We start from the raw sequence: 21,591 nt of genomic DNA, 5'->3' as shown, positions 1-21,591 counted from the left end.
GAACGGGCTCACCGCAGGTTCGCCTCGTCGGCACGGAGTCAGATGAGTCAGCAGCGTCACGGAAGCACGCCCGGCGATGCCGGTGGCGTCCCTGCCTTCCCGGAGCTCCCGGAGGCGACGATCGCGCGGCTGCCCGAATATCTGCGCGCCCTGCACCATCTGGCCGAGGCCGGTGCGGAAACGGTATCCAGCGAGGGTCTGGCCGCCGCAGCCGGGGTCAACTCCGCGAAACTCCGGAAAGATCTCTCACATCTCGGGTCCTACGGCACCCGCGGCGTCGGTTACGACGTCGCCCTGCTCGTCGACCAGATCGAGTACATCCTCGGCCTGGACAAGAACCGCGCGGTCTGCCTGGTCGGGGTCGGCAACCTGGGCCACGCCCTGGCCGGCTACGCCGGGTTCGCCAGCCGCGGCTTCCGGGTCGTCGCGCTCTTCGACGCCGACCGCAAGAAGGTCGGCGAGGTGATCAACGGGCTGACCGTGCGGCACATCGACGACCTGGAGCGGATCGCCGCCGAGGAGTCGATCGCGATCGGGGTGATCGCCACCCCGCCGGCCTCCGCGCAGGCGGTCGCCGACGTGCTGGTCGCCGCCGGGGTGACCAGCATCCTGAACTTCGCGCCCTGCGTGCTGGCCGTCCCGCCGAACGTGGATGTGCGCAAGGTGGATCTCGCCATCGAGTTGCAGATCCTCTCGTTCCACGAACACCGCAAGGCGTCGCTGACCGCCCTCCCCGGCGGGGCCGGCGACGCCACGGGTGACCAGGAGGCAGTCGGGTCGTGAATCTCCTCAGCATCGGTGCGTCGTACCGCACCGCCGACGTCGCCGTCCTGGAACGGCTCAGCATCCCCGAGGCCGAGGTCCCGGAGATCCTGCAGAAACTGGTCGCGCAGCCGTACGTCAGCGAGGCCGTGGTCGTCTCCACCTGCAACCGCGTCGAGGTGTACGCCGCGGTCAGCGGGTTCCACGGCGGCCTCGGTGACATCTGCAACGTGCTGTCCCAGCACTCCGGCATCCCGGCCAACGAGCTGGCCGGCCACCTCTACGTGCACTACGGCGAGGCCGCGGTCCAGCACTCGTTCCGGGTCTCCTCCGGGCTCGACTCGATGGTGGTCGGCGAGGCGCAGATCCTCGGCCAGCTGCGCGACGCGTACCACTCGGCCACCGAGTCCGACTCGGCCGGCCGGCTGCTGCACGAGCTGATGCAACAGACGCTGCGGGTCGGCAAGCGGGCGCACGCCGAGACCGGCATCGACAAGGCCGGGCAGAGCGTCGTCACGGCCGCCCTCGAGGTCGCCGCCGAGCACCTCGGCGGACCGCTGGCCGGCCGCCCGGCGCTGGTCATCGGGGCCGGCGCGATGGGCTCGCTGTCGGTCGCCACGCTCACCCGGACCGGCGTCGGCCCGCTGCGGATCACCAACCGCAGCGCTGACCGCGCGGATCGGCTGGCCGAGGCGTACGGCGCGGTCGCCGTACCGTTCGAGCAGCTCGTCGACCAGCTCAGCGAGGTGGACATCGTGGTCAGCGCGACCGCGTCCACGTCACCGGTGCTGACCCGGCCGCTGCTGGCCACCGCCCTGACCGCCCGGACCGGCGGCACGCCGCTGGTCGTCCTCGACCTGGCCGTGCCGCGCGACGTCGCACCGGACGCCGCCGATCTGCCCGGGCTGGCCGTGGTCGACATCGACCGGCTGGCTGCCAGCCGCCGCGCGGCCCCGGCCGCCGCCGAGACCGCGGCGGTCGAGCAGATCGTCACCGGTGAGGTGGACAACTTCCTCAGCTGGATGCGCGGGGCGGAGATCGCCCCGACGGTGGCCGCGCTGCGGACCCGGGCCGAGGAGACCGTCTCGGCCGAGATGCGCAAGCTGCTGAGCCGGCGGCCGGAATTCACCGAGGAGCAACGGGCCGACGTTTCCCGTACCCTGCACCGGGTCGTCCAGCAGATCCTGCACCAGCCCACGGTCCGAGTCCGGCAGCTGGCCGCCGAGCCGGGCGGGGATCAGTACGCCGCCCTGCTCCGTGAGCTGTTCGACCTGGACGTCCCGATGGCCACCCACGCGGACGCGGTACCCGAGATCGGAGGAAGGGCGTGACCACCACGAAGCCGCTGCGCCTCGGGACCCGGGGCAGCAAGCTCGCGCTCACCCAGTCGCAGATGGTCGCCGACGAGCTGACCGCGGTCACCGGCCGGCCGGTCGAGCTGGTCCGCATCGTGACGCCCGGGGACACCTCGTCCGCGCCGGTCGCCCAGCTCGGCGTCGGCGTGTTCGTCTCGGCGCTGCGTGACGCGTTGCTGGCCGACGAGATCGACTTCGCCGTCCACTCGTACAAGGACCTGCCCACCGGCGAGCACCCCCGGCTGCACATCGCCGCGGTGCCCCGCCGGGAGGACCCGCGGGACGTGCTGATCGCCCGGGACGGGCGCGCCCTGGCCGACCTGTCGCCCGGCTCGGTGGTCGGCACCGGGGCGGTCCGGCGGATCGCCCAGCTCCGCGCGCTCGGCCTGGAGTTGCAGGTCACGCCGATCCGGGGCAACATCGACACGCGCATGGCGCGGGTGCTCGGTCCCGACGCCGACCTGGACGCGGTCATCCTGGCTCGTGCCGGGGTGTCGCGGATCGGCCGCGCCGCCGAGATCACCGAGACGCTGGACCCGACGCTCATGCTGCCCGCCCCGGCCCAGGGTGCGCTGGCGGTCGAGTGCCGGTCCGGCGACACCGACCTGGTCGAGCTGCTGGCCGCGCTCGACCACGCACCGACCCGGGCCGCCGTGCTGGCGGAACGGGCGTTGCTGGCCACGCTGGAGGCCGGGTGTGCCGCCCCGGTCGCCGCTTATGCCCGCCTCGTCCGGGGTGGGCATGCCGGCTCGGCCCCCGGGGACGGGCGCGGCGAGGAGATGATTCACCTGCGCGGTGCGGTGATCAGCCCGGATGGGGTTCGAGCCATCCGGCTGTCGCGCACCGGAACGCCCGCCGGGGCGGCGGAGATCGGCAAGGCACTCGCCGCCGATCTCCTCGACGCCGGCGCCGATACCCTGATGGGGAGCACAGAATGACCACCCGCACCGCCCGCAAGCCAGCCGGACGCATCGCGTTCATCGGCGCCGGACCCGGCGACCCGGAGCTGCTGACCCGCCGCGCCTATGCCGCGCTGACCGATGCCGACCAGGTGGTCTACGACCGCGGCGTGCCCGAGTCCCTGCTGGCCGCGGTTCGTGCGGACGCCAAGGAGGACGCCCAGTTCAGCCCGGCCGAGGGCGCCCCCGGCGACGTCGCCAAGGTGCTGCTCTCCGCCGCCAAGTCCGGCCTGGCCGCCGTGCACCTGGTGGCCGGCGACCCGTTCGGCCACGAGTCGGTGGTCAAGGAGGTGCAGGCGGTCGCCCGGACCGCGGTGCACTTCGAGGTGATCCCGGGCATCGGGCAGGCCGAGGGCGTCGCCGCGTACGCGGGGGTGCCGCTGCCCGGCGTGCGGATCGCCGCCGACGTCGACGACGTCACCACGCTCGACTTCGACGCTCTCGCGGGTGCCGCCCAGAAGGGCTCGTTCGCGGTCGCGGTGGACGCCGGCGACCTGGCCGCGGTCCGGGACGGGCTGCTCGCGGCCGGCGTCGAGCCGGGCGTGCCGGTCGGCGTGACCGGCGACGGCACCGGCGAGACGCAGTACACCACCACCTCGACGGTGGACAGCTTCGTGGCCGCCGCGCTCGGCTTCACCGGCCGGGTGGTGCTCACCGTCGGCGCCGAGGTGGCCGAGCGGGACCCGCTGAGCTGGTGGGAGAACCGGCCGCTGTACGGCTGGAAGGTGCTGGTCCCGCGGACCAAGGAGCAGGCCGGCGCGATGAGCGCCCGGCTGCGGGCCTACGGCGCGATCCCGTGCGAGGTGCCGACCATCGCGGTCGAGCCGCCGCGCACCCCGGCGCAGATGGAGCGCGCGGTCAAGGGCCTGGTCGACGGCCGGTACGCCTGGGTCGTCTTCACCTCGGTCAACGCGGTCCGCGCGGTCTGGGAGAAGTTCGCCGAGCACGGCCTGGACGCCCGCCACTTCGGCGGCGTGAAGATCGCCTGCATCGGTGAGGCCACCGCCGAGGCGGTCCGCGCCTTCGGCATCCAGCCCGAGCTGATCCCGGCCGGCGAGCAGTCCAGCGAGGGCCTGCTGGCCGAGTTCTCGCCGCACGACGAGATCCTCGACCCGGTCGGCCGGGTGCTGCTGCCGCGCGCCGACATCGCCACCGAGACGCTGGCGGCCGGCCTGATCGAGCGGGGCTGGGAGGTGGACGACGTGACCGCGTACCGGACGGTGCGGGCCGCGCCGCCGCCGGCCGAGATCCGCGACGCGATCAAGTCGGGTGGCTTCGACGCGGTGCTCTTCACCTCGTCCTCGACGGTCCGCAACCTGGTCGGCATCGCCGGCAAGCCGCACGCCCGCACGGTGGTCGCGGTGATCGGCCCGAAGACCGCGGAGACCGCGATCGAGTTCGGCCTGCGGGTGGACACCCAGCCGCAGAACGCCTCGGTCCCGGACCTGGTGGAGGCGCTCGCCGAGTACGCCATGGAGCTGCGCGAGAAGCTCGCGGCGATGCCCGCCAAGCAGCGCCGCGGCTCGAAGGTGCAGGGCCCGACGGCTCTCCGCTTCCGCTGATTTTTCCGCGCGCCGGGGGGATCCCCCCGGCGCGCACTTCTTTCAGGAGCGCTTGATGTCCTTCCCTGACATCCGTCCGCGCCGGCTCCGGCGCACCCCGGCGATCCGCCGCCTGGTCGAGGAGACCCGCGTCGCCCCGGCCGAGCTGGTCCTGCCGCTCTTCCTCAAGGAGGGCGCGAGCGAACCGCGCCCGATCAGCTCGCTGCCCGGCGTCGTCCAGCACAGCCGCGAGTCGCTCCGCAAGGCCGCGCACGAGGCGGTCAGCGCCGGGATCGGCGGCCTGATGCTGTTCGGCGTGCCGGAGAACACCAGCAAGGACGAGACCGGCTCGGCCGGGCTCGACCCGGACGGCATCCTCAACGTCGGCATCCGCGACCTGATCAGCGAGGTCGGCGACGCCACGGTGATCATGAGCGACCTGTGCCTGGACGAGTTCACCTCGCACGGGCACTGCGGGGTGCTGGCCGCCGACGGGTCCGTGGACAACGACGCGACCCTGGACATCTACGCCGAGATGGCGGTCGCCCAGGCCGCCGCCGGCGCGCACGTGGTCGGCCCGTCCGGGATGATGGACGGCCAGATCGGCGTGGTGCGCAAGGCGCTGGACCGGGCCGGGTACCAGGACGTCGCGGTGCTCGCCTACGCCGCGAAGTACGCCGGAGCGTTCTACGGCCCGTTCCGCGAGGCGGTCGAGTCGACGCTGCGGGGCGACCGGCGGCAGTACCAGCAGGACCCGCCGAACGTGCGGGAGGCGCTGCGCGAGGTCGACCTGGACGTGGCCGAGGGCGCGGACATGGTGATGGTCAAGCCGGCCCTGCCCTACCTCGACGTGATCGCCGCGGTCCGCGACCGGGTCACCATCCCGGTCGCCGCCTATCAGGTCTCCGGCGAGTACGCGATGGTCGAGGCCGCCGCCGCGAACGGCTGGATCGACCGCGAGCGCACCATCCTGGAGACCCTGACGTCGATCAAACGAGCCGGCGCCCAGATCACCCTCACCTACTGGGCCCTGGAAGCCGCCCAGCTGCTCCGCGACCGGTACTGAAGCTGGTCGTCAGGGGTGTCTTCCCGTGGTGGGGACACCCCTGACCGCGGTCAGTGGGGCTCCAGCCTCTGGACGAGCTGGGCGACGTCGGCGATGTATTCGAACCAGTCGCGGTCGGACTGGTAGCCCAGCTCGGCGTTCACCTTCAGCATCGACTCGTTGTGCTGCGCGTTCCAGGTCTGCACCTGGCCCAGGCCGGGCTCGGCGGCGCGCAGCTCGAACAGCATCCGCGCCTTGATCGCCCGGTCGATGCCGTAGCCGCGGTGCTCGCGGACCACGATCGTGTCGTACTGATCGGCGCGCTCCGGGTGCTGGGCCGGGACCACCAGCTCGGTCAGCCCGGCCACCGCGCCGGTCGCCTCGTGGATGGCCAGCACGATGTACGGTTTCAGCCCGCGCCGGTGCAGTGTCTCCAGTGACTCGCGGAGCCGCTCCGGATCGGACGAGCGCGGCGTCAGGTCGAGATCGTCGTCGTCGGTCTGCGCCTCCGCCTTGGCCCGGGCGTAGGCCTCGAGCAGCGCGGCGGGCGGGCCGCCGGGGTGGTACTCCACCCGGTAACCGCTGCTGATGCCGCTGGCCATGGCGCCGAGCGCGGCCCAGTCGACGGTGTCCAGACTGAGGACACTGCGGGTCTCCACATACTCCCGCTCGAAGCCGAGCGCCTCGTAGAAGCCGATGGCCGGGGTGCCGCCGATCGCCTCCACGCCGATCGAGGAGAACCCTTCGAGGTACGCCCGGCGCGCGGCCACCGCGAGCAGCTCGCGGCCCAGTCCCCGGCGGCGCAGGTGCGGCCGGACCAGGATCTCGAGCACGCCGATGTCGCCCAGCAGCAGGATGCTGACCAAGGCGTAGATCGCGCTCTCCCCCTCGGGGAGGCGGTCGTCCTCGGCCACCCAGCAGATCCGGCGCTCGCCCGGCATCGTCTCGGCGAGGTACTCCCGGACCTGCACGTCCCGCCAGGGTGGATCGTCGGGGAGGTCGGCCGCCAGCACCGCGTTGACCGTCTCCACCAGCGAGTGGACCTCAGCCGGGGACGCGGAGCGGGGATCCCATTCACGCACCCTCACCCGTACATCGTGCCGTGCAGCCGACCTTCAGGGAAGTGCTGACCACGCAAAAGTACGCGCGCGCTCACCGAGCGTCGCGAACCGCGGCTCAGGTGCGGCTGCGCCGGCCGTAGTCGTTGGCGGCCTCGAACACCTTCTGCGCGGAGGTGCGGAGCGCCCCGTTGTTCAGCGACAGCACCGCGTCCCACCACGAGTCGGCCCGGGACAGGTCGCGAAGCGTGCCTTTCGGATCGCGGCAGAGCGCGGTGGCGGTGGCCAGCGCGGCGTCGTCGATGTCGTTGATCTCGGCGGCGCCGCTGCGGTCGGCGTCCACCGTGTTCGCCCGCCAGGTGCCCGGGGTGAGTTTCATCGGGCCGACCTCGCGGTCGAAGCTGCGGTCCTGGTCCAGAGTGCCCTGGTCGGTGTCGGCGACCAGCGGCCGGCCGCCCTGCCCGTCCAGCGGCAGGCCGAAGATGGCCGGCCGGGCCACCCCGTCCGGGCCGAGCACCGCGCCGTTCGCGCTGCCGTGCGCGGAGGCCACCTTGCCGATCGCGGCGAGCGTGGTCCAGGTCAGGTGGCAGCTCGGGGTGGTCTGCGCGGTGACCAGCTCGGCGTAGCCGTAGGCCTGGACCGCGATCACCGGGATGCTGACCTTGGTGCCGATCGTCTGCGCCCAGGCGGCCAGCGTGTCGGCCGGGCGGCCACCGGCCGCGCCGGTGGCGGCGGTGACCGGCGGCAGCCCGCCCGCGGCGGTGGTGGGCACCGCGCCGGGGACGGTGGTGGCCGGGAAGGTGGCGGGCGGAACCGTCCCGCCGACCCCCGGGCCGGTCGGGAGGCCCTCGGTGGGCAGCGCGTTCGGGTCGGCGGCCGAGGGCTGCACGGCCTCGCCGAAGGTCGGGGTGGCGCTCGCCGCGGGCGGCGCGTCCAGCGCCCGGGGGACCAGGTAGGCGCCGGCCGCGCCGGCGCCGCCGATCAGCGCGATCACCAGGGCGCTGGGCAGGATGACCCGGCCGCTGGGCCCTCTCGACCAGGTGGCGACGCCGCGGCCGCCGCGCCCGAGCGCGCCCGCCGAGCGGCGCAGCAGGCTGGGCTTGGCCGGGGCCGCCGTCGTGGTCACGGCTTCGGATTCAGCCGTGGCATCGGGCTTCGCCGTGGCATCGGGCTTCGCCGTGGCTTCCGGTTTCGCCGTGGCGTCCGGTTTCGCGACGGCTTCCGGCTTGGCCGGGGTCGCGGTCGCCGGTTTCGCCGGGGTGGCGGTCGCGGTCGCCGGCTCGGGCACGGCCGCCCGCAACCCGGGCCGCTCTGCTGGGATTTTCGGTGCCTCCGCCACGGGCTCGACCCTACCGGGCCGGGACCACCGGCGGGAGGGCGTGCGGCCCGGCCCCGATGAGGGGCCCTACGCTGGTGCGATGCCACGTTATGACTACCGCTGCCGCGCCTGCGGCGCCACCTTCGAGGTCAGCCGCCCGATGCGGGAGGCCGGCGCGCCGGCGTCCTGTCCGCAGGGGCACGACGACACGGTGAAGCTGCTGTCCACTGTCGCCGTCACCGGCCGCGGCGGTGCCGCGCCGGCCGGCCCGGCCGGTGGTGGCGGGGGCGGCTGCTGCGGCGGGGGTTGCGGCTGCTGATCGACGATCACTGGGTGGAGTGATCTACGCCACTCCTTACCGCAAACCCCTCGATTCCGGTCGTGCGTCGACATTGGTGGCCAACCAGCTGTCCAATCTCACCCTCTGTGCTTGCCGATCAACCGGTTGCCGATAAAATTCCCCTGCTCAGGGCCGATTTCCCAGGTCTTGGGATGACACGTACGGGTACACCCGAACGGCCCGGCGGTTTTGGCCGACCGCGTCGTTTCCGCGTTCGATCTCTTTCGTTACGACACGCGTAGTCCCGTATGCCGACGTCGATCCCAGGATGGGGGATGTCCTCCGTAAGGGGTCGGCCGTGGCGGGCAGATGGTTACCGTCCGTTTCTACGATGGGCGGTGACTCTGAGATACGGCAGCATGAGTCGCGACTTCCCAAGGGGGCGGAGGTTCAACCGTGTCGGGACGGCTCGAGCTACCCAGTGGCCTCGTGACCTTTATGTTCACTGACATAGAGGGCTCGACACGTCTGGCCCGGATGCTCGGTGACAGCTATCGCGCTGTGCTGAACGCACATCGCGCTCTGTTACGTGCTGCGCTGAGTGACTTCGGCGGTGTCGAACTTCTCACCGAGGGTGATTCCTTCTTCGTGGCGTTCGACAACGCCGACGCGGCCGTGGCGGCCTGTGTGGAGGCTCAGCGCCGGCTGGCCGGTTACGCCTGGCCGCGCGCCGACGCGGTGCCGAAGGTCCGGATGGGACTGCACACCGGACGGGCCACCCCGGTCGGCACCGAGTACGCCAGCGCCGAGGTGCACCGGGCCGCCCGGGTGTCCGCCGCCGCGCACGGGGGCCAGGTGCTCTGCTCGGCCGCGACCGCGCTCGCGGTGACCGCCACCTACGCCACCGCCGGGCACGGCCGGGTGGCCAACGCCGCGGCGGCCACCCTGGCCGCCGTCGACCTGCAGGCGCTCGGCTCGTTCCGGCTGCGCGGCTTCGACGACGACGAGCAGCTCTACCAGGTGATCGCGCCCGGCCTGGAGCGGGACTTCCCGCGGCCGCGCACCGCCGAGGCGCCCCGGCACAACCTGCCGGCCGAGCCGAGCACGTTCGTCGGGCGGCAGTCCGAGGTGGCCGAGCTCGCCGAGCTGCTCAGCGGCCACCGGCTGGTCAGCGTGGTCGGACCGGGCGGCGCCGGGAAGACCCGGCTCAGCCTGGCGGTCGGCGAGCAGGTGCTGGCCGCGTACCCCGGCGGGGTGTGGACGATCGACGCGGCCAGCGCGGCCGGTGGCCTGCCCACCGCCCTCGCCGCGGCCCTGGGCCTGCGGCCGGAGCCGGGCCGGCCGATGATCGAGACCCTGGTCGAGCAGTGCGCCGAGCGGCGGATGCTGGTCATCCTGCAGACCTGCGACGCGGCGCCCGGGCTGACCGCGGCGCTGGCGCACCGGCTGCTGGCCCGCTGCCGCCGGCTGGACGTGCTGGCCACCGGGCGGGCCCCGCTCGGGCTGGCCGGGGAGACCGTGTGGCGGATCCCGCCGATGCTGCCGGCCGACGCGTTCGCGCTGCTCGCCGACCGGGCCGCGGCGGCCCGCGGCGGCCGGCGCGGCGACGACGACGAGCAGCTGGCCGAGCTGGCCGCCCGGCTGGAGGGGTTGCCGCTCGCCATCGAGCTGGCCGCCGCCCGGCTCCGGCTGATGCCGGCCGACCTGCTGGCCCGGCGGCTGGACGACCCGATCGGCGCGCTGGACAGCGACGCCTGCGGCGAGGGCCGGCACGCCAGCCTGCGCAACAACCTGGAGTGGTCCTACCAGCGCCTGGGCAGCCGGGCCGCCGAGCTGCTGCGCCGGCTCGCGGTCTTCGCCGGGCCGGTGGACCTGGCCACCGTCGACTGGTGCGGGGAGGGCGCCCTCAGCGCGCTCTCCGAGCTGGCCGACAAGTCGCTGATCGAGGTGGTGCCCGGTCCTCGGTACCGGATGTCCGGGCACGTCCGGTCGTACGCGCTGCGCCAGCTCACCGCCGCCGGTGACGAGGCCGCCGTCCGGGACCGGCACCTGGCCTGGTCGCTGGACGCGCTGGAGACCGTCGCGGTGGACACCGACGGGCAGGAGCGGACCGTCTCGCTGACCGACCTCGGCCCGTACGTCGACGAGTGGCAGGCGGCGCTGCGCTGGGCGTCCTCGGGCGGCGACGTCCGGGCCGGGTTGCGCCTGGCCGGGGCGCTGAACCCGTGGTGGCACGAGCACGGCGGGATCGGTGAGGGCCGCAGCCTGCTCAGCCGGCTCTGCGAGCGGGTCGGCGCGGACACCGAGCCGGCCGAGCTGGCCCGGGCCTACCTGATCCACGCCGACCTCACCGACGATCGGGCGGAGCGCGACGACCTGCTCCGCCGGGCCGAGCGGGCGGCCCGGCAGGCCGGCGACCCGGCCCTGCTGGTGCGGGCGCTGGGCGGCCGGCGGGTCCGGCTGGACGACCGCGGCGCCGAGGACACCGAGCGGTCCTGCCGGTCGGTGATCGCCCAGGCGGAGCGGGCCGGGGTGGCCAGCGAGTCGCTGCCGGCCGTGCTGGCGCTGGCCGAGCTGTGCTGGCGCCGGGGCGCCCTGAACGAGGCGTCCGAGCTGCTCGGCGCGGCCCGGCAGATGGAGGCGGCGCGCCCGGCGGACCGGGGCCGGCGGGCGGTGGACTGGATGCTCGGCATGGTCGCGCTGTGCCGCGGCGACCTGGTGGCCGCGCACGATCACCTGGTGGTGGCGCTGCGGTCCCGGCTGCGGCACGGGTTCCGGGGCGCGGCCGCGGACGCGGTGGCGGCCATCGCGGTCCGCTGCGCGCTGGGCGGCGACCCGGCTACGGCCGCGGTGCTGTTCGGCGGGGCCGAGGCGGCCCGGGGCGCGCGGCGCACCGAGTCGTTCGGCGCGTTCTGGTCGGCGCAGCAGGCCGAGCTGCGCGCCGCGCTCGGCGACGCGGCCTTCGACGCCGGCTACGCCGACGGCGCCACCCTCGGCTTCGACCGGATCGTCGCGATGGCGCTGGCCGTCGAGCACCCGGACCTGGAGGGCGGCGCCGCGCGGTTCGCGCAGATCGTCCGCTGACTCCGGCCGGCCCGGCTGGCCGGGTGATGCGGATCATCGTGGCGGATGCCGTTAGGGTGTTGTCCGTGCAGGCGGTCCCATGATTCACCTCCCGCTGGTCCGACAGGGACCGCTGAGAGCCCTCGCTGTCCGGCTGGTGATGGCCTTCGCCCTGGTGCTCAGCGCCGTGGCGGTCGTCTACGCGGACCGGGACGGTTACCGCGACGTCAACGAGGACGGGCTCACCCTGCTCGACTGCTTCTACTACGCGGTCGTCTCGCTCTCCACCACCGGGTACGGCGACATCACCCCGGCGACCCAGAGCGCCCGGCTGATCAACGTCCTGTTCATCACCCCCGCCCGGGTGCTCTTCCTGATCATCCTGGTCGGCACCACCCTGGAAGTGCTGACCGACCAGTACCGCAGGGGCCTGCGGATCTCCCGGTGGAGGCGCAAGTTGAAGGACCATGTGATCATCTGCGGTTACGGCACGAAGGGCCGGGCCGCGGTCGACGCGCTGCTGGAGACCGGCTACGACAAGTCCCGCATCGTGATCGTGGAGAACCGGGAGGCCGCCGTCCGGCAGGCCACCGCCAACGGGTTCGTGGTCATCGAGGGCAACGCCACCCGCTCGTCGGTGCTGCTCGACGCGGACGTGAAGAACGCCAAGTCGGTGATCATCGCGACCGACCAGGACGAGGCGTCGGTGCTGATCACGCTGACCGTGCGCCAGCTGACCGCCGGCCAGGTGCGGATCATCGCGGCGGTCCGCGAGCAGGAGAACGCGGCGCTGCTCAAGCAGTCCGGCGCGCACCACGTGATCGTCTCGTCGTCCACGGCGGGCCGGCTGCTCGGCCTGACCACCACCGCACCGCCGCTGATCGACGTGGTGGAGGACCTGCTCACCCCCGGCCAGGGGATGGCGCTGGCGATGCGCTCGGCGGAACGCGCCGAGGTCGGCCGCAACCCGCGCGAGCTGCCCACGCTGGTGGTGGCGCTGATCCGGCGCGGCAAGGTGCTGCCCCTCGGCGGCGAGCAGGCGGTCACCATCGAGACCGGCGACCTGCTGGTCTACATCCGCGACGACCAGTCGGCATCGACCGGGGTGTCCTTCTGACGCCGGTCGGCGGATCGGTTGTCATTCAGGTTTATTTTCAGAATTGTCGTTCGGTGCCGGTCGTCCCGGTATTGCCACCGATACCTAGTATGGGTGCACCGTGCTTGACGACCGAGAATGGCAACGAATGAGCAAGCGAGCTAACAGTTTCATCACCGAGCGAAATGCCACCATCGTCTACTTGACGACATTGCTGGCATTGGTCGTCGCAGGTTTTCTCTGGGACTTCTCCTTTGCCGCGGGACTCGCCGTGGCGACCGTCGCGATGTCCGGCGCGATCTTCATGTGGTTCGCGCTGAGCAGGAAGAAATAACGTCGGGCGAAAAAGGGGCGAGCCCGGCGACCGGTGAAGGTGGCCGGGCTCGATCCATGACGGCGCCGGGGCGTCAGTCGCACTTGCTCCTGCGGACCTCGTGCCACACACCGATGCCGCTGCCGGCCAGCTTGGTCTGGTAGCACTTGTTCGGGTCGACGTTCCGGTTGTCGAAGGCCTTCTTGATGAAGGGGCCGATCTTGCTGACGTTGGTGACGCCGGCGGTCGCGCAGGCGAGAGTCAGCAGTGCCTTGAGACCGGCATGCGGAATCCTGGAGACCTGGGTGCAGCCCACCGCGACCCCGCCCAGGCCGATGGCGACGATGGCGCCACCGTAGGTGCGGATCTCACCGCCGTTGAGCGACATGTAGACACCCCAGCCGACCGAGAACCGAGGGTCGGCGACCACCGGGAAGGTGGCGCCGGACACGTCGGTCTCCTGGATCAGCGTGTCGCCCTCGAGCCGGTACGACGTGGGCAGGTGCCGACCGGCCGCGTCCCGTGCCCAGGGCGCCTCGACGGCGCCGATCTCCGCACCGTCGTGGATCAGCGAGAAGCCGCCTCCGTGACTGCTCTCCAACTGCGTGCCGGCGGGAAGGTCGAGTTTGTACCGCTGCGCGCCGGGCGCCGAGTCCTCCTTCATCACGGAGAGGAATTGCGCGCCGTCCTCCTGCGGGCGCACCACGGCGTCGGTGTCCGGCGCGACCTCGCCGAAACCGCGCGCTTCGCCGAGCGACGCGGCCGAGTCGATGTCGGAGGTCACCAGGGTGACGCCGAGGACGCCGGCGCTGGTCGCGACGGCGGCCTTCGGCGTGGCGGCGGCGACCTCGACCCGGACCGGAGTCGCGCCCGGCTCGACCCGGGTGAACACCGGCACGGCATCGGCCTGCTGGAGAGCCGTCTCGATGCTGTTCCGAGGGGACAGGTCATCCTGTGCCATGGCGGCAGTGCCACCGGCCATCAACGACACGGTGGTGACCGCCATCGCGATGAACCCGGTGCCCAGCGTGTGCTTCAACTTCATTTGTCCCCCGTCTTGCGGTGAGTGGCCGAATCGGCCACACAGGAACGTGAAACTTGCTCCTGATTCGGGAGGGACAGTAACAGGGTCAATACCCGCGCCTGTGTCGCGGCGAATGGCGGCCCGGCGGCCTGACCGTCCATATTGGTACGCCTGTCCGCGCTGATCTGCGAGGTGCGGAAGACCATTTTCCGGCGCTGCGGGAATCGGGAAGGAATCCTGATCGGAGGCCGGAAAGAGACGCAGGTCTCGAAATTGAGTTTCCCGCGACGGCGCCGTTATTCGTTAATCTTCACAACTGTTTTCCGCGCACGGGCCGGGTCCGGGCCGTGCGCGAGGCGCGGCGCACGGTCGAAGCGCCCGCGGTCCGTACCGAAAAGGGAAAGGCCCGGCATCGAGCGATGCCGGGCCTTCCGCGGGATCCCGCTTTACATGATCGTCCAGGTGTCGCCGGTGTTGAGGAGGTCGTTGAGCATCTCCTCCGGGGTGCCGGTGGCCCGGGCCTGGGCGTCCAGCACCTGTTTGCGGACGATCTCGTCGTAGGACGGGCGCTGGACGTCGCGGAAGACGCCGATCGGGGTGGTGAGCAGGTCGGAGCCGGAGAGGCGGCTGAGCGCGAACGCGTAGGCCGGGTCGTCGACCGTGGCGTCGTGCACGATCGCCTGGCCGCCCTCCTGCACCTGGAGGCCGAAGCTGCCCTCCGGGTGCACGACGGAGTACTTCCCGTCGGCGCCGAAGGTGATCGGCTGGCCCTGCTCCAGGCGGATCAGGTGCTCGTCGCGGGTGTCCGCGTCCTTGATCAGGTCGAACGCGCCGTCGTTGAAGATGTTGCAGTTCTGGTAGATCTCGACGAACGCGGAGCCCTCGTGCGCCGCCGCGGCCCGGAGCACCGACTGCAGGTGCTTGCGGTCCGAGTCGATGGTGCGGGCCACGAAGGTCGCCTCGGCGCCCAGCGCGAGCGAGAGCGGGTTGAACGGTGAGTCCGCCGACCCGGCCGGCGTCGACTTGGTGATCTTGCCGAGCTCCGAGGTCGGCGAGTACTGCCCCTTGGTCAGGCCGTAGATCCGGTTGTTGAACAGCAGGATCTTCAGGTTGACGTTGCGGCGCAGGGCGTGGATCAGGTGGTTGCCGCCGATCGAGAGCGCGTCGCCGTCACCGGTCACCACCCAGACGCTCAGGTCCGGGCGGGACGCGGACAGGCCGGTGGCGATCGCCGGGGCCCGGCCGTGGATCGAGTGCATCCCGTAGGTGTTCATGTAGTACGGGAACCGGGACGAGCAGCCGATCCCGGAGACGAAGACGATGTTCTCCCGGGGGATGTTCAGCTCCGGCATGAAGCCCTGGACGGCGGCCAGGATGGCGTAGTCACCGCAGCCGGGGCACCAGCGCACCTCCTGGTCGGACTTGAAGTCCTTCGCGGTGAGCTTCAGGGCTCGGGTTGATGGGTCCAGCGCGGGGCTAGCCATTCTTGACCACGTCCTCCAGCATGCTCTCCAGCGTTGCCGCGGTGAACGGCAAGCCGCTGACCTGGTTGAACGGCACCGCGTCGATCAGGTAGCGGGCCCGGATGACGTGGGCGAGCTGCCCGAGGTTCATCTCCGGGATGACGACCTTGTCGTAGTTCTTCAAGACCTCGCCGAGGTTGGCGGGCAGCGGTGACAGGTGACGCAGGTGCGCCTGCGCGATCGTCAGGCCGCGCTGCCGCAACGCCCGGCACGCCGCCCCGATCGGGCCGTAGGTCGAACCCCAGCCGAGCACCAGGACGCGGGCGTCCTCCGACGGGTCCTCGACGTCGACCTCCGGGACCTCGATCGCCTCGATCCGGGCCGCCCGGGTGCGGACCATGAACTCGTGGTTGGCCGGGTCGTAGGAGATGTCGCCGGTCTTGTCGGCTTTCTCCAGGCCGCCGATGCGGTGCTCCAGACCGGGCGTGCCCGGCACCGCCCACGGCCGGGCGAGCGTCGACGGGTCACGCAGGTAGGGCAGGAAGCGCCCGTCCGGCGAGTTCGGCTCGGTGGCGAACGAGACCGACAGGTCGGGCAGCTCGTCGACCGAGGGCAGCAGCCACGGCTCGGAACCGTTCGCCACGTAGTTGTCGGAGAGCAGGATGACCGGCGTCCGGTAGGTCAGAGCGATCCGCGCCGCCTCCAACGCGGCGTGGAAGCAGTCCGACGGGGATTTCGGGGCGATCACGGCCAGCGGCGCCTCGCCGTGCCGACCGAACAGCGCCATGTTCAGGTCGGCCTGCTCGGTCTTGGTCGGCATGCCGGTGGACGGCCCGGCCCGCTGCACGTCGACGATGACCAGCGGCAGCTCCAGGGCGATCGCCAGCGAGATGGTCTCGCCCTTGAGCGCCACCCCGGGCCCGGAGGTGGTGGTGACGCCGAGCGCGCCGCCGTAGGCCGCGCCGAGCGCCGCCCCGATCGCCGCGATCTCGTCCTCGGCCTGCATGGTGGTGACGCCGAACCGCTTGTGCTTGGACAGCTCGTGCAGGATGTCCGAGGCCGGGGTGATCGGGTAGGCGCCGAGGAAGAGCGGCAGCTTGGACCGCACCGCCGCGGCGACCAGGCCGAGCGCCAGCGCCTGGTTGCCGGTGATGTTCTTGTAGGTGCCGGGCCGCATCCGGGCCGGCTTGATCTCGTAGCGCACCGCGAAGGCCTCGGTGGTCTCGCCGTAGTTCCACCCGGCCTGGAAGGCGGTCTTGTTCGCCTCGACCAGCTCCGGCCGCTTGGCGAACTTGCGCTCCAGGAACCGCAGGGTGGACTCGTATGGTCGCGAGTACATCCAGCAGAGCAGGCCGAGCGCGAACATGTTCTTGGCGCGCTCGGCGTCCTTCTTCGAGATGCCCTGGCCGGCGAGCGCGCCGACCGTCATCGAGGTCAGCGCGACCGGGTGCACGGCGTAGTCGGCGAGCGACCCGTCCTCCAGCGGACTGGCCGCATAGCCGACCTTGGCCAGGTTGCGCTTGGTGAACTCGTCGGTGTTGATGATCAGGTCGGCGCCGGGCGGCAGCTCCGACACGTTCGCCTTGAGCGCGGCCGGGTTCATCGCGACGAGCACGTTGGGGGAGTCGCCCGGGGTCAGGATGTCGTAGTCGGCGAAATGGACCTGGAAACTCGACACGCCCGGCAGGGTGCCGGCGGGCGCGCGGATCTCGGCGGGGAAATTCGGCAGCGTCGAGATGTCGTTGCCGAGCTGCGCGGTCTCCGAGGTGAACCGGTCACCGGTGAGCTGCATGCCATCGCCCGAGTCGCCGGCGAATCGGATCACCACCCGGTCCAGCTGCTCGACTCGCTTCGCGGGAGCGGCCACGTTTCAACCTCCAAAGAGCGCGGGCCGATCTTGTGTACGCACGTCGATGAGCCGGCCCGCACAATCGTCACTTCCACACTACTTCGCCGCTCCTTACGAGAGCCGCCGCGGACCGTTGCCCACAGTAGCCATGCGTCGCTCCCGCGAGCTAGTGGTCTTGGGTAGGCTGCACGATCGTGGACGGATATCTGGGCTCCTACGCCACCCTCGGCCTGGTCCTGTCAGCTGGGGTTTTGCTGTTCGTGGCGGCGTTCGGCGCGAACCGTCTGCTGCGCCCGGCCCGGCCCGCCGAGCCGGCCGGCAAGCGGATCCCGTACGAGAGCGGCATCGACCCGGTCGGCGGGGACTGGGCGCAGGCCCAGATCAGGTACTACGTCTATGCGTACCTGTATGTGCTTTTTGCGGTGGAAGCCGTTTTCCTCTTCCCGTGGGCGGTGATTTTCGACCTGCCCGGCTTCGGCGGTGCGGCGATCGCCGAGATGGGCGTCTTCGTGGCCGTGCTCGCCCTGGGCATCCTCTACGCGTGGCGCAAGAAGATCCTCACCTGGACCTAGGGCTGGTCCCGACCGGCAGGGCAAGTCCTACCGGGTGGCGGACTCGCCTACGGAAAGCCGACATGTCAACATCGTGCGCATGAGTCAGCTTCTGCTCTTCATTGTCGTAGCACTGGTCGTCGGGACGATCGTCTTCGGCGTGACCGTTCTCCTGAGCGGAGGCGACTCCGGGCTCACCCCGGTCGAGCCGGACGGCAAGTCGGTGCCGCTGCCCGGCGACCGGCCGCTGGGCGAGGACGACATCGCCAGGACCAGGTTCGACACCGCCTGGCGCGGGTACCGGATGGCCCAGGTCGATCAGGCGCTGCAGCGGGCGGCGTACGACATCGGCTACAAGGGTGAGCTGATCGGGGTGCTGGAGGCCGAGGTGACGGCGCTGCGCGAGGGCCGGATGGCGGACGCCGACGCGCTGCGCGCCGCCCGCGAGGCCGCGATCGCCCCGGGCGCCACCGAGCCGCCGGCCGGCGAGCCGGTGGTGGAGAAAGCCGAGCCGGCGGTGGCGACGGAGAAGGCCGAGGAGACGGTGACGAAGGCCGACGAGGAGCCGGCGGAGAGCCGATGAGCGACGACGCCGCCACCCCGGGCACCGGGGAGGTCACCGCCACGGTGATCGTGAACGCCCCGGCCGCCAAGGTCTTCGCCGCGTTCATGGACTGGGAGAGACAGTCCGAGTGGATCCCGTTCACCCGGGTCAAGGTGGTCGAGGGGGACGGCGGCGAGGGCAGCCTGGTCGAGGCGGTCACCGCGATCGGCCCGGCGGCGCTGCGCGACGAGATCCGGGTGGTCAAGGTCAACGCGCCGTACGAGGTCCGCGTCGTGCACTGCGGCAAGGTGCTGCGCGGCCCGGGCGCGATGCGCTGCACCGCGATGTCCGGCGACCGCACCCAGGTGGTGCTGCACGAGTGGTTCCACCTGCCGCCCGGCCCGATCGGCAAGATCGCCTGGCCGGTCCTCTGGCCCGGCTCCAAGCTGAGCTTCACCGGCGCGCTGAAGCGTTTCGCCCGGCTGGTCGAGCAGGGCCGGCTGCCGTGACCGGCGACCTGGTGATCGGCGACGACGACAGGGCGCGCTGCTTCTGGGGGGCCGGCTCGCCGGAGTACGCGAAATACCACGACGAGGAGTGGGGCAGGCCGGTCCGCGGCGACGACGCCCTGTTCGAGCGGCTCACCCTGGAGGCCTTCCAGTCCGGGCTCTCCTGGATCACCATCCTCCGCAAGCGCCCGGCGTTCCGGGCCGCCTTCCAGAATTTCTCGATCGCCAAGGTGGCCGCGTTCGGTGAGGCCGACGCGGCCCGGCTGATGGCCGACCCGGGCATCGTGCGGAACCGGATGAAGGTCGACGCCGCCCTGCACAACGCCCGGGTAGCCGCCGATCTCGCACCGGGCGAGCTGACCGAGCTGCTCTGGTCGTTCGCCCCGGCGGCCCGCCCCCGGCCCGCGGAGCGGACCGACATCCCGGCCGTGACACCGGAGTCCACGGCGATGGCCAAGACGCTGAAGAAGCGCGGCTTCAAGTTCGTCGGACCCACCACGGCGTACGCGTTGATGCAGGCCACCGGCATGGTTGACGACCACCTGCTCGGCTGCTGGGTTCCCGTGATGGGATAGGAGCCATGGCGCAATGGTCGGTGGTCATCCCGTCGGAGCAGTGGGCGACGGAGCGGTTGTTCCAGCAGGACGTCGTGGTGGTGAAAGGCGGTCCGGCCGGGGTGTCGGCCGGCGACGAGGTTCTCCTGGTCGCCGACGACCAGGTGGTGGCCCTGGGTCGGGTGGAGAAAGCCGGGGAGTACCTGGCCCTGGCCTACCTGCGCCGGGCCTTCGACGAGCCGGTCCCGGCCGGTGAGCTGGCGGCCGGCGGTGCGGTGACCGAGGACGTCTTCCGGCGCTTCGCCGAGCAGCTGGGCCGGCCGCTGCCGAAACGGAACTGGCTGGTCAGCGTGGCGCTGCCGATCGAGGCGTCCGGCCCGGGCGAGGCGGTCCGGCAGTTCTGGTCGCACGTGTCCGACCTCGGTCCGCGCGAGCTGCCGACCTATGTCTGGCCGTCCGGCGACGAGCTCGCCATGCAGGCCTTCGTCCTCGGGGTCGAGGCGAACCAGGACCCCGAGGAAGAGGAAGAGGACTAAACCCATTTCCGGTACGCACGGAGCGCTCCGTGCGTACCGGAAAGCGGGTTTCAGCGGCCCTGGTACACCGGCTTCTGCTTGTTGACGAAGGCGGTCACCGCGTTCTTGTGGTCGGCGGTCGCCCCGCAGATCGACTGCGCCTGCGCCTCGGCCGCGAGCGCGTCGGAGAGCGTCCCGGCGTCGCCGATGGACAGCTCCCGCTTGATCGCGCCGTAGGCCACGGTCGGGCCGGCGGCCAGCCGCGCGGCCAGCTCCTGGGCGACCGGCAGCACCTGCTCGTCGTCCTCCAGCAGCCGGGACAGCATGCCGATCTCGTAGGCCCGCTCGGCCCGCACCGGCTCGGCCAGCAGCAGCAGCTCGACGGCCCGGGCGTGTCCGACGATCCGCGGCAGCGACCAGGAGATGCCGCTGTCGCCGGCCAGGCCGACGTTGGCGAAGGCCATCAGGAACTTGGTGGCCGGGCCGCCGATCCGGAAGTCGGCGAGCAGCGCCAGCGACGCGCCGGCCCCGGCGGCCATCCCGCGCACCGCGGCGATCACCGGCTTGGGCATGCTGGCCAGCCGCTGCGCGATCGGGTTGTAGTGCACCTGGACGGTGTTCAGGTCGGTGACGCCCCGGTCCAGCAGCTCCGCGTGCTCCCGCAGGTCCTGGCCGCCGCAGAAGGCGTTGCCGGAGCCGGCCAGCACGATCGCCCGGCACGAGCGGTCGGTCTCCAGGGTGGCCAGGGTGTCCCGGAGGGCCTCCTTGAGCTCCACGGTGAAGGAGTTCATCGCCTCGGGGCGGTTCAGGGTCAGGGTGACGACCGCGTCAGTGCGGTCGACGAGGAGCACGTCTGTCATGGCGCGAATCTACCTTTGTCGTGCAGGCAGCGTTCCACGTAACGATCCGCCGCCGGGCGCAGCCGGGCCGCGTGCTTGTCGAAGAACCCGGCGGCCCGGACGCCCGGCCAGCCCGCCGGCAGCAGCGACGCGGGCAGCTGCGGGTCGTGGAAGAGGAATGAGCGCCAGGCGTGCACCAGGCGAAAACGGGCGGCGTACGCCTCCTCGTCGGAGCTGCGCCCGGTGACCGCCTTGACCACCGGCCGCAGCTCGGCCTCGAACTCCTGGTACGACCGGCCGATCCGGTCCAGGTCCCAGGCCTTGCCGACGATCTCGGTGGCCCCGGCCGAGCCGGCCGTGTGGCTGGCGCTGAACCGCTCGTAGCCGGTCCCGGCCTCGTGCAGCGCCGCCTCCAGCTCGTCCGACGCGCGCGGGGCCACCCACACCTGGTCGCTGAGCGGTCCGTAGCCCAGGAAGGCGAGCCGTTCGGCGTCCCGGCGGGCCAGCGGCGCGTTCCGGATCAGGACCAGATCGAACCGTCCGTCCCAGCCGCCGCGACCGGTTCGGTACACCCGGGCGGCCGCCTCGTCCAGCCGGCGCGCCGCCTTCGGGGTGAGCAGATAGCCCGGTCCGGCGGCCAGCCGCAACGGATGCAGCCATCCTTGTCGCACCATTCGCGACACCGCCGTGCGGACCGCCGGGGCCGCGATGTCGAGCGGAGCGAGCAGTCGCACGAGGGCGGCGACCGGGGCCCGCGAGCCTCTGGTGCGCAGGTAGTCGCCGTACAGGTCGAAGAGTGCGGACCGCGCCTGCATGACCGCACATTGTGACAGCCCGAAAGACGATATGCTAGACGCTGTCACATCCGCCCGGGCTGGGTTTGGGTTCGCCGGTGTTCATCAGGGAAAATGTTTGATCGGCACGGTGGGCCGCAACGCGTGAAGACGTGAAAC

21 protein-coding genes are annotated in these 21,591 nt (G+C 71.9%); 14 read left to right on the top strand and 7 right to left on the bottom strand.

What is annotated here, in order from left to right:
• Positions 1-42: 42 nt before the first annotated feature.
• Genes BJY16_RS05265 through hemB form a run of 5 tightly spaced genes read left to right on the top strand, consistent with a single transcriptional unit; the run spans position 43 to position 5,683 of the window.
• Positions 43-783, top strand: coding sequence for a redox-sensing transcriptional repressor Rex (locus BJY16_RS05265; protein WP_185037989.1), 741 nt, complete (start codon positions 43-45; stop codon positions 781-783).
• Complete coding sequence (locus BJY16_RS05260) at positions 780-2,093, top strand: glutamyl-tRNA reductase (protein ID WP_185037988.1); 1,314 nt, start codon at positions 780-782, stop codon at positions 2,091-2,093. Before BJY16_RS05265 ends, BJY16_RS05260 begins: the two co-directional genes overlap by 4 nt.
• Entirely contained in the window at positions 2,090-3,055 is a 966-nt protein-coding gene (gene hemC, locus BJY16_RS05255; protein ID WP_185037987.1) for a hydroxymethylbilane synthase, read from the top strand. Before BJY16_RS05260 ends, hemC begins: the two co-directional genes overlap by 4 nt.
• Entirely contained in the window at positions 3,052-4,638 is a 1,587-nt protein-coding gene (locus BJY16_RS05250; RefSeq protein WP_185037986.1) for a bifunctional uroporphyrinogen-III C-methyltransferase/uroporphyrinogen-III synthase, read from the top strand. Before hemC ends, BJY16_RS05250 begins: the two co-directional genes overlap by 4 nt.
• 55 nt (positions 4,639-4,693) lie before the next feature.
• Positions 4,694-5,683, top strand: a complete 990-nt coding sequence (hemB, locus tag BJY16_RS05245) for a porphobilinogen synthase (protein WP_185037985.1) — start codon at positions 4,694-4,696, stop codon at positions 5,681-5,683.
• 50 nt (positions 5,684-5,733) lie between these two features.
• Here hemB and BJY16_RS05240 read toward each other — a convergent pair whose 3' ends face one another.
• Positions 5,734-6,750 carry a GNAT family N-acetyltransferase gene (locus BJY16_RS05240; protein ID WP_185037984.1) on the bottom strand — a complete coding sequence of 339 codons (1,017 nt, stop codon included), beginning with the start codon at positions 6,748-6,750 and terminating at the stop codon, positions 5,734-5,736.
• Between the two features lie 88 nt (positions 6,751-6,838).
• Positions 6,839-8,059 carry a murein transglycosylase gene (locus BJY16_RS05235; RefSeq protein WP_185037983.1) on the bottom strand — a complete coding sequence of 407 codons (1,221 nt, stop codon included), beginning with the start codon at positions 8,057-8,059 and terminating at the stop codon, positions 6,839-6,841.
• 79 nt (positions 8,060-8,138) lie between these two features.
• Here BJY16_RS05235 and BJY16_RS05230 point away from each other — a divergent pair, with 79 nt between their 5' ends.
• The 4 genes from BJY16_RS05230 (at position 8,139) to BJY16_RS05215 (ending at position 12,811) form a co-directional block, all read left to right on the top strand.
• Complete coding sequence (locus BJY16_RS05230) at positions 8,139-8,357, top strand: FmdB family zinc ribbon protein (RefSeq protein ID WP_185037982.1); 219 nt, start codon at positions 8,139-8,141, stop codon at positions 8,355-8,357.
• A 459-nt stretch (positions 8,358-8,816) separates the two neighbouring features.
• Positions 8,817-11,402 (top strand): ATP-binding protein, encoded by a 2,586-nt coding sequence (locus BJY16_RS05225; RefSeq protein ID WP_221501897.1) that lies wholly within the window; start codon positions 8,817-8,819, stop codon positions 11,400-11,402.
• A 79-nt stretch (positions 11,403-11,481) separates the two neighbouring features.
• The gene (locus BJY16_RS05220; protein ID WP_185037980.1) at positions 11,482-12,498 is read left to right on the top strand and encodes a potassium channel family protein; all 1,017 of its coding nucleotides are present in this window, start codon (positions 11,482-11,484) and stop codon (positions 12,496-12,498) included.
• A gap of 127 nt (positions 12,499-12,625) precedes the next feature.
• Positions 12,626-12,811 (top strand): hypothetical protein, encoded by a 186-nt coding sequence (locus BJY16_RS05215; protein WP_185037979.1) that lies wholly within the window; start codon positions 12,626-12,628, stop codon positions 12,809-12,811.
• 73 nt (positions 12,812-12,884) lie between these two features.
• Here the strand turns inward: BJY16_RS05215 and BJY16_RS05210 are convergent, their stop codons facing one another.
• From BJY16_RS05210 to BJY16_RS05200, 3 genes are all read right to left on the bottom strand, one after another.
• Positions 12,885-13,835, bottom strand: a complete 951-nt coding sequence (locus BJY16_RS05210) for a hypothetical protein (protein ID WP_185037978.1) — start codon at positions 13,833-13,835, stop codon at positions 12,885-12,887.
• 425 nt (positions 13,836-14,260) lie between these two features.
• A complete protein-coding gene (locus tag BJY16_RS05205) occupies positions 14,261-15,298 on the bottom strand; it encodes a 2-oxoacid:ferredoxin oxidoreductase subunit beta (protein ID WP_185037977.1) in 1,038 nt (345 codons plus the stop codon).
• Positions 15,291-17,144, bottom strand: coding sequence for a 2-oxoacid:acceptor oxidoreductase subunit alpha (locus BJY16_RS05200; RefSeq protein ID WP_185037976.1), 1,854 nt, complete (start codon positions 17,142-17,144; stop codon positions 15,291-15,293). The genes BJY16_RS05205 and BJY16_RS05200 overlap by 8 nt, the downstream gene beginning before the upstream one ends.
• Before the next feature lie 176 nt (positions 17,145-17,320).
• Between BJY16_RS05200 and ndhC the strand changes: the two genes are divergently transcribed.
• The 5 genes from ndhC (at position 17,321) to BJY16_RS05175 (ending at position 19,820) form a co-directional block, all read left to right on the top strand.
• Positions 17,321-17,698: an NADH-quinone oxidoreductase subunit A gene (ndhC, locus tag BJY16_RS05195; protein WP_185037975.1), complete on the top strand. Its 378-nt coding sequence runs from the start codon at positions 17,321-17,323 to the stop codon at positions 17,696-17,698.
• A gap of 79 nt (positions 17,699-17,777) precedes the next feature.
• Positions 17,778-18,260, top strand: a complete 483-nt coding sequence (locus BJY16_RS05190; RefSeq protein WP_239177193.1) for a DivIVA domain-containing protein — start codon at positions 17,778-17,780, stop codon at positions 18,258-18,260.
• Positions 18,257-18,730, top strand: a complete 474-nt coding sequence (locus tag BJY16_RS05185) for an SRPBCC family protein (RefSeq protein ID WP_185037974.1) — start codon at positions 18,257-18,259, stop codon at positions 18,728-18,730. The genes BJY16_RS05190 and BJY16_RS05185 overlap by 4 nt, the downstream gene beginning before the upstream one ends.
• Positions 18,727-19,305, top strand: a complete 579-nt coding sequence (locus tag BJY16_RS05180) for a DNA-3-methyladenine glycosylase I (protein WP_275408058.1) — start codon at positions 18,727-18,729, stop codon at positions 19,303-19,305. The genes BJY16_RS05185 and BJY16_RS05180 overlap by 4 nt, the downstream gene beginning before the upstream one ends.
• 5 nt (positions 19,306-19,310) lie before the next feature.
• The gene (locus tag BJY16_RS05175; RefSeq protein ID WP_185037973.1) at positions 19,311-19,820 is read left to right on the top strand and encodes a hypothetical protein; all 510 of its coding nucleotides are present in this window, start codon (positions 19,311-19,313) and stop codon (positions 19,818-19,820) included.
• A gap of 50 nt (positions 19,821-19,870) precedes the next feature.
• Here BJY16_RS05175 and BJY16_RS05170 read toward each other — a convergent pair whose 3' ends face one another.
• Together BJY16_RS05170 and BJY16_RS05165 are read right to left on the bottom strand one after the other, a co-directional pair.
• Positions 19,871-20,659 (bottom strand): enoyl-CoA hydratase-related protein, encoded by a 789-nt coding sequence (locus tag BJY16_RS05170; RefSeq protein ID WP_185037972.1) that lies wholly within the window; start codon positions 20,657-20,659, stop codon positions 19,871-19,873.
• On the bottom strand, positions 20,656-21,453 hold the full coding sequence (locus BJY16_RS05165) for a PaaX family transcriptional regulator (protein WP_185037971.1): 798 nt from the start codon (positions 21,451-21,453) through the stop codon (positions 20,656-20,658). The genes BJY16_RS05170 and BJY16_RS05165 overlap by 4 nt, the downstream gene beginning before the upstream one ends.
• Positions 21,454-21,591: the final 138 nt, after the last annotated feature.

Origin of the sequence: Actinoplanes octamycinicus (assembly GCF_014205225.1) — a bacterium.
GTDB classification, from domain to species: domain Bacteria; phylum Actinomycetota; class Actinomycetes; order Mycobacteriales; family Micromonosporaceae; genus Actinoplanes; species Actinoplanes octamycinicus.
Note: the sequence above shows the minus strand (reverse complement) of the source record. Positions and strands in the feature narration are given on the sequence as shown.

Excerpts from the sequence above, each read along its gene's own strand:
- BJY16_RS05265 (WP_185037989.1), top strand. The coding sequence starts at position 43 with ATGAGTCAGCAGCGTCACGGAAGCACGCCCGGCGATGCCGGTGGCGTC.
- BJY16_RS05250 (WP_185037986.1), top strand. The coding sequence starts at position 3,052 with ATGACCACCCGCACCGCCCGCAAGCCAGCCGGACGCATCGCGTTCATC.
- hemB (WP_185037985.1), top strand. The coding sequence starts at position 4,694 with ATGTCCTTCCCTGACATCCGTCCGCGCCGGCTCCGGCGCACCCCGGCG.
- BJY16_RS05230 (WP_185037982.1), top strand. The coding sequence starts at position 8,139 with ATGCCACGTTATGACTACCGCTGCCGCGCCTGCGGCGCCACCTTCGAG.
- BJY16_RS05225 (WP_221501897.1), top strand. The coding sequence starts at position 8,817 with ATGTTCACTGACATAGAGGGCTCGACACGTCTGGCCCGGATGCTCGGT.
- BJY16_RS05220 (WP_185037980.1), top strand. The coding sequence starts at position 11,482 with ATGATTCACCTCCCGCTGGTCCGACAGGGACCGCTGAGAGCCCTCGCT.
- BJY16_RS05215 (WP_185037979.1), top strand. The coding sequence starts at position 12,626 with ATGAGCAAGCGAGCTAACAGTTTCATCACCGAGCGAAATGCCACCATC.
- BJY16_RS05210 (WP_185037978.1), bottom strand. The coding sequence starts at position 13,835 with ATGAAGTTGAAGCACACGCTGGGCACCGGGTTCATCGCGATGGCGGTC.
- BJY16_RS05205 (WP_185037977.1), bottom strand. The coding sequence starts at position 15,298 with ATGGCTAGCCCCGCGCTGGACCCATCAACCCGAGCCCTGAAGCTCACC.
- BJY16_RS05190 (WP_239177193.1), top strand. The coding sequence starts at position 17,778 with ATGAGTCAGCTTCTGCTCTTCATTGTCGTAGCACTGGTCGTCGGGACG.
- BJY16_RS05185 (WP_185037974.1), top strand. The coding sequence starts at position 18,257 with ATGAGCGACGACGCCGCCACCCCGGGCACCGGGGAGGTCACCGCCACG.
- BJY16_RS05175 (WP_185037973.1), top strand. The coding sequence starts at position 19,311 with ATGGCGCAATGGTCGGTGGTCATCCCGTCGGAGCAGTGGGCGACGGAG.
- BJY16_RS05170 (WP_185037972.1), bottom strand. The coding sequence starts at position 20,659 with ATGACAGACGTGCTCCTCGTCGACCGCACTGACGCGGTCGTCACCCTG.
- BJY16_RS05165 (WP_185037971.1), bottom strand. The coding sequence starts at position 21,453 with ATGCAGGCGCGGTCCGCACTCTTCGACCTGTACGGCGACTACCTGCGC.